General features: G+C 51.1%; 13 protein-coding genes and 1 pseudogene. 6 read left to right on the top strand and 8 right to left on the bottom strand.

Going from position 1 to position 10,892, the window contains the following annotated elements; genetic code table 11:
- Positions 1-762: DUF4368 domain-containing protein (locus C816_RS21430; RefSeq protein ID WP_040656516.1), on the top strand; the 762-nt coding region annotated here is incomplete at its 5' end.
- A gap of 104 nt (positions 763-866) precedes the next feature.
- On the opposite strand, the gene C816_RS21425 is transcribed toward C816_RS21430, so the two are convergent.
- The 3 genes from C816_RS21425 to C816_RS21420 form a co-directional block, all read right to left on the bottom strand.
- The gene (locus C816_RS21425) at positions 867-1,313 is read right to left on the bottom strand and encodes a recombinase family protein (RefSeq protein WP_016324496.1); all 447 of its coding nucleotides are present in this window, start codon (positions 1,311-1,313) and stop codon (positions 867-869) included.
- 93 nt (positions 1,314-1,406) lie between these two features.
- Positions 1,407-1,550 carry a hypothetical protein gene (locus C816_RS24425; protein WP_016324495.1) on the bottom strand — a complete coding sequence of 48 codons (144 nt, stop codon included), beginning with the start codon at positions 1,548-1,550 and terminating at the stop codon, positions 1,407-1,409.
- 626 nt (positions 1,551-2,176) lie between these two features.
- Positions 2,177-2,596 (bottom strand): RNA polymerase sigma factor, encoded by a 420-nt coding sequence (locus C816_RS21420; protein WP_016324494.1) that lies wholly within the window; start codon positions 2,594-2,596, stop codon positions 2,177-2,179.
- 44 nt (positions 2,597-2,640) lie between these two features.
- On the opposite strand from C816_RS21420, the gene C816_RS25420 reads away from it, so the two are divergent.
- Positions 2,641-2,763: a hypothetical protein gene (locus C816_RS25420; RefSeq protein ID WP_256378448.1), complete on the top strand. Its 123-nt coding sequence runs from the start codon at positions 2,641-2,643 to the stop codon at positions 2,761-2,763.
- Positions 2,764-3,080: 317 nt separating this feature from the next.
- Here C816_RS25420 and C816_RS21415 read toward each other — a convergent pair whose 3' ends face one another.
- Positions 3,081-4,172 carry a DUF4872 domain-containing protein gene (locus C816_RS21415; RefSeq protein WP_016324493.1) on the bottom strand — a complete coding sequence of 364 codons (1,092 nt, stop codon included), beginning with the start codon at positions 4,170-4,172 and terminating at the stop codon, positions 3,081-3,083.
- Positions 4,173-4,269: 97 nt separating this feature from the next.
- Positions 4,270-5,088 (bottom strand): MerR family transcriptional regulator, encoded by an 819-nt coding sequence (locus tag C816_RS21410; RefSeq protein ID WP_016324492.1) that lies wholly within the window; start codon positions 5,086-5,088, stop codon positions 4,270-4,272.
- Positions 5,089-5,275: 187 nt separating this feature from the next.
- Here C816_RS21410 and C816_RS21405 point away from each other — a divergent pair, with 187 nt between their 5' ends.
- Positions 5,276-5,632, top strand: a complete 357-nt coding sequence (locus C816_RS21405; RefSeq protein WP_016324491.1) for a helix-turn-helix domain-containing protein — start codon at positions 5,276-5,278, stop codon at positions 5,630-5,632.
- Positions 5,633-5,811: 179 nt separating this feature from the next.
- On the opposite strand, the pseudogene C816_RS21400 reads toward C816_RS21405, so the two are convergent.
- From C816_RS21400 to istA, 3 genes and pseudogenes are all read right to left on the bottom strand, one after another.
- Positions 5,812-6,087 (bottom strand): annotated as a pseudogene (locus C816_RS21400) (hypothetical protein); the annotation flags it as partial.
- 77 nt (positions 6,088-6,164) lie between these two features.
- On the bottom strand, positions 6,165-6,962 hold the full coding sequence (gene istB, locus C816_RS21395) for an IS21-like element helper ATPase IstB (RefSeq protein ID WP_016320839.1): 798 nt from the start codon (positions 6,960-6,962) through the stop codon (positions 6,165-6,167).
- On the bottom strand, positions 6,955-8,160 hold the full coding sequence (gene istA, locus C816_RS24095) for an IS21 family transposase (protein ID WP_016320838.1): 1,206 nt from the start codon (positions 8,158-8,160) through the stop codon (positions 6,955-6,957). Before istA ends, istB begins: the two co-directional genes overlap by 8 nt.
- Before the next feature lie 191 nt (positions 8,161-8,351).
- Here istA and C816_RS21385 point away from each other — a divergent pair, with 191 nt between their 5' ends.
- The 3 genes from C816_RS21385 to C816_RS21375 all read left to right on the top strand — a co-directional run bounded on the left by C816_RS21385 (position 8,352) and on the right by C816_RS21375 (position 10,693).
- On the top strand, positions 8,352-9,104 hold the full coding sequence (locus C816_RS21385) for a tetratricopeptide repeat protein (RefSeq protein ID WP_016324489.1): 753 nt from the start codon (positions 8,352-8,354) through the stop codon (positions 9,102-9,104).
- Positions 9,105-9,239: 135 nt separating this feature from the next.
- A complete protein-coding gene (locus C816_RS21380; RefSeq protein WP_016324488.1) occupies positions 9,240-9,536 on the top strand; it encodes a DUF6809 family protein in 297 nt (98 codons plus the stop codon).
- Positions 9,537-9,538: 2 nt separating this feature from the next.
- On the top strand, positions 9,539-10,693 hold the full coding sequence (locus C816_RS21375; protein WP_016324487.1) for a tyrosine-type recombinase/integrase: 1,155 nt from the start codon (positions 9,539-9,541) through the stop codon (positions 10,691-10,693).
- Positions 10,694-10,892 lie beyond the last annotated feature (199 nt).

Here is a 10,892-nt window from a genome sequence, read left to right as displayed (position 1 = left end):
ATTATCGGGCCGGAGCTGTGGGAGGCTGTCCAGAAAATCAATCAGGCGGCGAAACAGATTTCCGCTAACAATACGCCGCCCCAAGCATCTCTGTTTACCGGAAAGCTGGTCTGCGCGGACTGCGGGCATCCTCTGGTTGCCGCCCGCGAAACACAGCGCCGGAAAAATGGCACTGTCAAGCACTATACTTCTTATTTCTGCTCCCGGTTTGCCACTACCGGGCACAGCATCTGCTCCTGGCACCGGATTTTTGAGATCAGCTTGAAAAACCTGGTGCTGAGTGAAATCCGGGCGCATGGCAAAGCGGTTGCAGCCGATGAAGCTGCTGTACTGGATAAGCTGAAACAGCATATCCAATCCGCAAGCGCCGCGCAACCGGAGGACTGCCGACAGGAAATCAGCCGTTTGCGGCGGCGTTTGGAGGAGTTGGAAGGGATCACCGCAAAACTTTATGAAGATAAGGTGAGCGGGGCAATCAGCGGCGATTCCTTCTCGGTTCTGATTCAAAAGAACGAGCAGGAACGCATCCAGAAATCGGAACGCGTGGACAGTCTGTTAGCCGGGGAACGGAAAGCCCAGCAGGACATCGCCAATATCCACCAGTGGGCCGGAACCATCCGGCAGTATCTGGACTTGCAGGAACTGAACCGGGAAATCATTGAGGAACTGATTGACCGCATTGAAGTTGGAGAACGAACCGTCATAGACGGTCAAAGACACCAGGACATTAAAATTTACTACCGTTTTGTTGGGCTGGTGTGATCGGGCAAAAAAAGCACCTGACCGCATCAGCAGCCAGACGGAAACATTCTGTAACAGCAGCGATATTTGATTGTTGCACACTGATTTGTCGAATTGGAGAGAAATTAGCAGTTTACCCCTCCCAAATGCCTCGTGTTCTTCATAATATTTTTGAATGGGGTAAACTCATTCTCGCCCTCGTCGCTATCCACTCCGTCAGAGATAGCCACCAGCCGGACATCGTGGGCTGGGAAAAATTCTTCCGTCAGACGGCCCACCTCAATATAGTTCCGGCCCAGCCTGGAAAGGTCCTTAACAAACACCGCCGAAATATAGCCGTTCTCTATGGCCTGGATCATCTTCTGGAAGCCGGGCCGCTTCATGGTCGTGCCCGTGATCCCGTCGTCTACGAAAAACAAGGTGTCCGTATAGCCTTTTTCCTTTGCGGCCTTTTGGAGAATTTTTTTCTGATTACTGATACTGTTGGACTCGGTATCCATGTTATCGTCCCGGCTCAAACGGCAGTACAGGGCAGCCGTTCCTAACTCGTTGTTCTTGCTTGACAGCTTCATAATTTCCTCCTTTCCAGCCGCCAAACAAGAGGTTTTATCCTACTTATATTATACCTCATTTGGCCGCCCATGTTAAGGATGTCTCGGAAATTGTCAGGCCGGGTCCAGCTCGGCCAGCATCAGCTTCAAGAGAATGTCCCCCATCGTCTCGCCCTCCTCCTTGTAGACAGGCGTAACAATAAACTTGATTTTGTCCACCTGATAGGTGTACTCCTCTTTTGCGGCGGTATCGGCCATAGCGCCCTCCTCTCCAGAATGATGTTGATTGCCTCTCGTTCCCGCTGTCTTGTGGGGAAACGCAGAAAGGCAGCACCCGGAAGTGCTGCCTTTCAACCTTGCTCCACGTCTGGACAACGGTGTCCAGAGGCCAGCAGGGTATTCCATTTCGATCCACGAACGGGGCCGCCGCGCCGGGAAAGGTTTGGGCTGTTGCAAGACAGGCAGGACCCAGGCGGGCGGCCCCCATGGTTTTTGTTGTACGCTGTATTTGCCACGCACCCCCAGCGCGGGGAGTATTCCAGGCCGCCGATGGCTCCGGCTGTCATAGCTCCACAGTACCGCTGCCCCCGTGGAGAGGGCTGGCGCATACCGCAGAGTTCCCCCGCAAGTCTATGGGAGGGCGTGAGCAAGTTTCATTATCCCCCGCGCTGTCGTCGCGCCCGGCCTGCCAGGGCTGGGTCAAAGGTTCGCGTTGATCGCTCGGTCCGCTCCCTGTTCACCTCCTCGGAGCTCCCATCCTGGCGGCGCGCCTTTTGTCGCTATTCACACGGGTTTTGTGCCTGGAATACTGTCTATTCAGTTGTCGGCGGGAGGCTTGTCCCTCCTCACCTATCAGTCGGATTTTTAGCGGTTTGTTGCGCCGGTCAGCAGGGATTTTTCAAAATATCCCGCAAATTTTTTAAGCCTAACTCAATAGAGCGGGTGATCTGGCTTTTATTCACTCCCTCGGCCCTGGCAATCGCCGTCACACGCCTCCCCAGGATGAAACGGGCGTAGACGCGCCGGGCCTGGACAGGCGGGAGACGGCCAAGAGCGGCATAGAGGGCGGCGTGGTCCTCGGCCAGCTCCATGATCTCCTCCGGGGTCAACGGGGGCCGGGTCACATCAGCCTCGAAGCCGGGGGTGCTGTCCAGGGAGCACTCGCCGCGCTCCCGCTTGCGGCACTTGTAGCTGTCACACATACGGCCCCCGATGGAGAGGGTCACGGCGATCTCGTCAGACACTTCCATAGTGATACGCTCGGTCAGGTGGGGATAGTAGTTATTCAATTTGATAGTTGTCATAAGTAACCTCCATTTCGATACGGGGCGGAAAGGGACAAATCGAAATGGAGGAGCAGGCGGAGAGCGGCACCTGGGAGGACCGCCCTGGGCCTCTGGACACGGTGTCCAGAGCCGGCAGGAAACGACAGCACCCGCACAGCGTTGTACTGTGCGGGCGCGTGAAGTGACATAGTTCTCTATGTACTGGCAAATTTCGCATTTGTGGCCGGAGTAACCCGGCGGAGGGGCTATACTTTTTTTGACAAGTTAGGGGGAGCCAGAATAAAAAAGGACATGACGATACCTCCCGGATACCGCCGTGTCCTTAAAAATGGGCGACTTTAACACACCCTCCGTTTTCCGTTTTTTCAAAAGAAAGCGGCGGCCTTGAAATTTGTTATTTCAAAACCGCCGTAGGGCTACCCATACTTTGTTTAAGCGCACAGATACCAGCCGCCGAAACAACGGTTTTTTTATTTGCCGTTGTTTCAGTGGCAAAAACATCTTACAAACTATGCTCAAGTATTCGCCTTTTTTTATGTATCTGTGATTGCTCCAAATTTCTAAATGCAAGCGACTCGCTTTGCTGGAGCTGTTTTAATAGTGGGATATATTTTTTTGAGGACGAAAAATTTCCTTTACAAACATCCTGCACACATTCATGCACAATCGTTTCAATAATACAGCCACTCGCAAGGAAATGGTTTGCTGCAATTTCCCATTCAGGAACACCAAAAGTATCTTTATATCTGTGCAAAGCTGCGGCAAGTTTATCCCGTCCGCCTTGATGTGGGTTTACTACGCCAGAGGAAACCCCGCTGATTTCTTTCGGTAATTCTGGTATTGTACTTCCGGAAAACTCTATCAAATGCAAATATATTTTTTCCAATACATCTTTTGAAAATGTATCTGCCCAAGACGGAACTTCTTTAATAAGCCGGTCTAATCCGCGCTGACCGATAAAATTTACTGGTGAATTTAGATATAGGTTAGCGTTTTGTGCCAGTCCTTGTTGCACAATGGCAGAAATATCAAGATTTGGATGGTGCATATCAATAGCAAAGTAGGCGTTCTTTTTGCTTATCCCAATATAGTCATTGGCCCATGCAAGTTGTAAATCGTTGAGCGGAATACATTGAACGCCTTGTTTGGAATTGTCATGCACATATATATTTTCTTCATTCAAGCCAACCATAAGTGCGACATGGCCTGGGATGTGCTGTGTATGATAAAAATTTGTATGATATGGTAAGTGGTACATATCCATGCCAAACAGAACTATGGGTATATTCTGCTCAAACAAAGATTTTATCTGAGCCATAGTTGTTTTGAAAGATTTCCCTTCTCCGGCTATCAGATTGTAGCCAATTAACCCCTGCCAGTATTTGAATTGATCCTTACCAATGCTGCCTTGGCCGAAAAAGACCATTTTGGGGCAAAGCGCCCGTTTCTGTGATATAAGTTGAAATCCGGGGCGGGAAAAGAAAAGCAATTCTTCGGGTATTCGCTTTCCTGTTTTCCATTCATAAATGTCACACAAGCCATTGACGGGGCAGAGATAGTCCGCTGTCCGATGCGGTAATTTTAAGCTATCCATATTGCATTCCTCCTTCATAGCCGCATTGTAAACCCTTGCATTATCCGAGGGTCAAGGGATTTTTCAAAAAAAGATGCCGCATACTGCGGCACCTTTTTTATTCTGATTGAATTGGAAAGCATACCTCTGTTATCATATCGTCAAAGGAGTTTTCTGTTTTGGGGGATATATGGTATATATTAAAACGTGGGCCGGATATTTTATAATGATTATCAGTTATCCATCGTGCGATTGCCTCGTTTGCTATTGGCAAATTCATGTAATGTCCCTTAAACGTGAGTGTAGCAGCAGTAAACGCTTCTACTGTTTTGCATTTTGCTAAACCGGTATCAGGATATATCCCAACAACCGACTTTTGCACTTCGACATCTAAATTTTCTTCGATAAATTGTCCATCGTGGAATATCGCTATATTCCATTGAGGACTTGTGTAGTGTAGACATAGATTTTTTGTTTCCTCGGCCAATTTGACCCATAAAACTCCTTCCTGATCAGGTGTAGTGATAATCTGGCGATAACATATAGCATTGTGTTGTGGAAATTCCTTTAAGGCTACGCTATATGATGAGATTGGAGATGGGGACTCCAAATGCCTGATTGTACTTTCTATTAAAGTCAACTGCCGTTGCATCAAATCTATTTTTTCCTTTTGATATACGGCTTGAGTTTCCAGATATGTTTTTAGCTCATAGTCCTCGGAATAGTTTGTCAAAATTTCTTTTATAAGCGGTAGACTTAAACCCATGCTCTTTAATGCCCGTATTTTGTTGGCAATAGGCAACTGGGTTTCACTATAATAGCGATACCCGGTAAACCTGTCTATATTCTCTGGGGTAAGCAAACCAATTTCGTCATAGTGCCGCAACATATAAATGCTAATTTGAGAAAGGGCTGAAAACTCTCCTATTCGCAACATAAAAATACGCCTCCTTGATTTATTATAAACTCTCGCATAATGCTAGAGTAAAGAGTTTTTAATCATTATAACTCTAAAAGCATAGTCATATCAAGGATGGCGAAATAAAATACTACTAAAATATAAAATTGTGCTTCGTTCTCATATTCGCCCCTGAAATGTAAAATAATATAAGGGTGATGTGAGAATGTACCAATACGAAAAACGCCTGGACTGTCGCGCCTTGGGAAAAGAAATCAAGCGCAGACGCAAGGCCAAAGGCTGGACACAGGAGCATCTGGCCCAGCTTGTAGACCTCACCCCCCGCTCCATCATGTATATTGAGAACAGAGGCCAGCACACCAGCCTCAACGCCTTTTACAAGCTCGTCACCCTTTTGGATATTTCCGTAGATGAATTTTTCTACCCGGACAGGCACAACGGAGAGGACGAGCGCCGGAAACACCTTGACCGTATGCTGAACGGCATGGACGAAAAAGAACTTATCATCATGGAGGGGGCCGCAGAGGGCATCCGCAAGGCCCGTGAAAGGTCGGAAGCGTAGGAAGAACGCCTCCGGCCTTTTTCGCGGGGGTTTCCAGGGGAGCGCACAAACGGCAAGCAGGGCGAGTGTCAATACACTCGCCATTTTCGCCTTGCGAAAATGCTTGTTGGGGTTGCACCCCAAACCCGCCGGAAGCCTCTGGACACCGTGTCCAGAGGCTTCTGTCTGCGGCCCCGTTGCTAACGCTCCTGGGCCTTACTCTCCCGCCCGCCGGGCAGGCCGAGGAGATGATCGACGTTGGCCTTTACCGCCACCGCCTCCCGCATTTCCTGCTGCGCCGCCCGGTATTGAGCGTAGAGTTTTTTCTTCCGCTCCGCCAGCTCCCGGCGCTCCTTTTTCAGCGCGTCCATCCTGGGGAGCTTGGCCCCGTCCAGAATGTCATGAATCACCGCCTTTGCCGCCCGATAGGAGGCCAGGGCCTCCTCATGCTCCGCCAGATACTTCTTGCTGTACCGTGTGTCAACGCCAATTTGAAATTGTAAGAAAACGCCGAAGAAATTTTGTAGTTTTTCGGCGGGGGGGGGTAACAGAATCAGTTATTTCCTTGCAGGAAAAGAGTATTTACGATTTGCTGTTTCTGGCGCATAAATTCCTTGCGCTCCTTCAGGCGGTAAGACTCACCCTTGATGTTGATAACGGTGCAGTGATGCAGTACACGATCCAGGATGGCGGAGGCGATGGTGACGTCGGCAAAGACCTCGTTCCACTGGGAGAAGGTTTTGTTGGAGGTGAAGACGGTGGATGTTTTCTCGTACCGCCTGGCAATGAGCTGAAAGAACAGGTTTGCACCCTGGATGTCCATGGGGAGGTAGCCGATTTCGTCGATGATGAGCATCCTGTACTTGGCCAGAACCTTGAGCTTGTCCGGCAGACGGTTCTCAAAATGGGCCTTCTTGAGCTGTTCAATGAGCTGGTGGCAGTTGATGTAGTAGGTGGAGAAACGGTGCTGTGCCGCCACCAGGCCCAAAGCGGAGGCCAGATGGGTCTTGCCCACGCCGGGCGGGCCGAGGAAGACCACATTCTCCCCGTTTTCCAGGAAGCGCATGGTAGCCAACTCATCGATCTGGCGCTTGTCGATGGAGGGCTGGAAAGAGAAATCGAAGTCGTCCAGGGTTTTCTTAATGGGAAAGCCAGACATCTGGATCTGCTTCTCATAGGCCCGTCTCCGCTTGGATTTGGCTTCTTCTGAGAAAATGTGATCCAAAACCTCCACAATGTTGAGCTTGTCCGCCACCGCCCGTTCCAGGTAGTTGTCCAGAATCTCCAGGGTGTTTTTCATTTTAAGGGCTTCCAGGTTTTCCCTCAGCCTGTCCATAGTAAATTCAGTCATACAGCACCTCGTCATATCTGGATAAATCGGAGGGCTTCAAGGGGAAATCTATTACTTTGCCCTGTTCCAGCAGAACATTTTCCGCATCTATTGTCTGTTTCAGCGTAATCCTTCTATAGTGCTGAGGATTGACAACCATGTCCTTCCTTTGATACGATATTCGATGCAGAGCGATCTGCTTTCCCTCATAGTAGGCGGCCAGCATACTGTCGAGGGCCACGACTGCCACATCTTTGCCGATGTACTCCGCTGGCACGGAGTACTGATTCCCGGCGTATGAGATGAGGCAGTCTTTTTGTACCCGCCTAAGGTTGATCTTGTCGATGATGTACTCACGGGAAAGAGGACTCAGCCCCTCTTTTTGCAGCCGCTCAAAGGGAATCTCGTTGGTGGTGGCATGGACTTTGCCATTGACCTTATTACACCAAGCCAAGGCTTGTCCATTCAAATCTGCCAGGCTGTTGTACTTGATCCCGACCATGAAGTTGTCCCGCACAAACTGCACCGTCCGCTCCACTTTTCCTTTCGTCTGACCACGATATGGCCGGCACAGGATGGGTTTGAATCCATAGAATCCCGCGAAGTCCTCAAACTGCCGGTTTAGTGTGGAGTCCTCCTGCTTCAAAAGCCGCTTGATGACTACCTGCTTCATGTTATCGTACAGAATCTCCTCCGGGTAGCCTCCGAAATACCGAAACGCGTTCTGATGGCACCGTATCAACGTGTTTGTGCTCATATCTGTGACAAATTCGATGTACCGCATCCTTGAGTACCCCAGAATCATGAGAAAGCAGTACAGCTTCTTCCACTTTCCGTCCTCGTATACCAGGTGATCCTCGAAGAATCCCCAGTCCATCTGCCCTTGCTTTCCTGGCATCGTCTCAAACCGCACCGTTGCTTTCTCATTCAAGTCCATCTTCCGGCTGCTCACATACGCCTTGACAATACTGTAACCTCCGTCAAACCCCATCTCCCGCAGCTTCTCCAGTATCCGCAACGCTGAATACGGCGCCTCTTCCAGCCACTCGTCCACGATCTGCTTGTACGGGTCCATCTTTGTTGGCTTGGGTTCGCTCAATGTGTACTCCGGCTTCTGCGGCGATTCCGCGTACCGCTTTGCCGTCCGCGGGTCCATGTGGTACTTCCGTCCCAGCTCCACATAGCTCAGCCCTTTTTGTCTGTCGCTTCGGATATCCATCCACTGTGCTCCTTTCATTTTCTGACTCCCTTTCCGGGCTCTTTCTCGCCCTGATTGGGAGTCTATCTTTTTCCCTTCACCTCCGCCACTAAACTACATTTTTTCCTCGGCGTTTTCTTACATTTTATCACTGGCGCTGACATGAGTCCACAGAGTTCTCTGACCTGCCATACAACTGCTGGGAGCTTTGGATGGTCACGCAAGACGACACCGCTACGATGGCGGACAGAGATGAGGCGGCGGCACAACTGATTAGTAAGGCCGAAAGCGGTGACCGTTGTGCGCAGTATCTCACTGGCAGGCTTTACCGGGACGGTCCGGTGCTGATCCCGGACAGCGTGGAAGCCCAATACTGGTTCGATCAGTCAGCCCAACAGGGTCATGTGCCAGCGCAGTACGCTCTGGGGCAGCTGTACCTCACCGATGATCCAGAAGTGCATGACACTAATTTGGGAATCCAGTGGCTGGAGTATGCCGCCCACAATGGGGGTGACCGTGCGGCCTACCGATTGGGCAAAGAGTATCTCAGGGGTAAAATCGTGGAGCAGGATATGTCTAAAGCAGTTGGGTACCTCACGCAGTCCGCTGAAACCGGGGACCAGTACGCCCAGTATGCTCTAGGCAAGTTGTATCTGGACAAGCAGAATCGCGAGCAGGCCCACTACTGGTTCTCACAGTCAGTCTCTCAGGGGAACGAGTACGCTCAGTTCTTCCTGGACCGCTGGGACAACCTGAGGCCGTCCTCGGTGATGCTGTCCGTCACGCGGCTGCTCCGCCACATAAGTCGTATCTTTCAGGATCAGGTCCCGGCTCCGTCTGTTCCCGGTGGTATTCAGATTGACCGCAAACGGCTGGCACAGCTCAGAGAAAAGAAAATCGCCATGGGGCACAAGCCGGACGATCATGGGGAGACGCAAACTGGCATGACCATGGGCGGGATGTAGGCGTATCAATTTTTGTCACGCCGATACAAAGATAAAAGCCCACCGGAAAAAAGTTCTCAAAAAAGTTTCTGGTTGGGGGTAGCTATTGGCACGGAGTTAGGGTATTGTGTGTTGCTGCAAAGGAGGTAGGTGGAAATGAGAAAAACCCTGGAAGATCTCTACTACGGCAACATCACGCCCTGCGAGCAGCAGATGACACCTGGCTCAGAGCTGAAGCGAGCGGTGGAGCGTGTTGCTAAGTGCGAGGAGCAGCTGATGGAACTCCTCAATGAGGATGGTCAATACGTTCTCACAAGGCTTATCCGGTCACAGCATGAGATTAACAGTATCACAGCAACCGAAAATTTCATCCTGGGCTCCCGGCTGGGTGTCAGACTGGTAGCGGAGTGCATGGACGAAGATGACAGCGACATCAGAAATGGGAGTGAATAACAGTGGCAAAGAAACGAGCAAACGGTGAAGGCAATATTCGCAAGCGAAAGGATGGCCGTTGGGAGGGCCGCTACACCGCTGGGTACGATTCCGAGACTGGCAAAAGGATCATCAAAAACGTCCTCGGCAAAACTCAGGCAGAGGTCAAGAAAAAGTTGGCTCAAGCCCAGCAGGAGAATGCAGGTTTGGATGTGAGCCGCAGTGAGGATTACACGGTAGCTACCTGGCTCCGCAGCTGGTACGAACTCTACGCCAAGCCCAACGTCCGGCCAGCGACGGCAGACCGCTACTACTTGATTATCGAGACCTATACCATTCCCTGCATCGGAAAGATCAAGCTCAAGAAGCTGACCTCCCGTGATCTCCAGAAACTCTACAAAGACCTGATGGAGCACGGCAGAGTCCAGACACATAGCGGCAAGGGCAACCCTGGCCTAAGCAGTACCACAGTAAGGAGCGTCCACCTCACCCTCCACTGCGCCTTCGAGAGAGCGGTGAAAGAACGGCTGATTCCCAGGAACCCCACTGATGACTGCATCGCTCCCAAGGTACAGAAAGTGGAGATGAAGACGCTCCTCCCCGAGCACCTCAAGTCCTATCTGGACGCAGCCGACGCCAGAGATGTCCTGCCTATGTTTTATCTGGAGCTGGTCAGCGGTCTGCGCAAAGGTGAGCTGGTGGCGCTCCTCTGGAGTGACCTCGACGTAGAACACAAGACCATCTCCGTCAGCAAGCAGTATGTCCGCAACCCCAGCGGCGAGGTGATGCTCTCCAGGCCAAAGACGGAGACCTCAGTGCGACAGGTGTCCATTCCACAGGATGCGGTGGATCTGCTGATCCAGGAACACAGCAAACACCCGGACAACCAGTACATGTTCCCCTCGCCAGTGACCGGAGAGATGTACCACCCGGACTCCGTGGTGAAGCTCCACGAAAAGATTTTGAAAAACGCTGGACTGGAACACATCCGCTTTCATGACCTCAGACACACATTCGCAACCCTGGCTCTCCAAAATGGCGTGGACGTGAAAACGGTCAGCAGTATGCTGGGGCACTACGACGCGGGCTTCACCCTCCGCACCTACACCCACGCAACACGGCAGATGCAGGATCAGGCGGCGGAGACCATGGGGAATTTTATGGCGCAGGTCATGTAAAACCACCCACAGAGGACGCAAAAAGCCAGGCAGAAAGGCAGAACTTCCTGTCTGGCACTCTTTGTCCCTCTCCGGACATTTCGCCGTGTGGGTCACGGTGTGGGTCAGACTGGTTGACCCACATTCTGACCCACATAAATTTTTGCAAAACTGCAACAAAAACTCCCGAAATCCTGCGATTTCGGGAGTTTTCTGGAGC

Origin of the sequence: Oscillibacter sp. 1-3, assembly GCF_000403435.2 — a bacterium.
Classification (GTDB): Bacteria; Bacillota; Clostridia; order Oscillospirales; family Oscillospiraceae; genus Oscillibacter.
The sequence above is the reverse complement of the archived record's forward strand: the minus strand, read 5'-3'. Positions and strand labels throughout refer to the sequence as shown.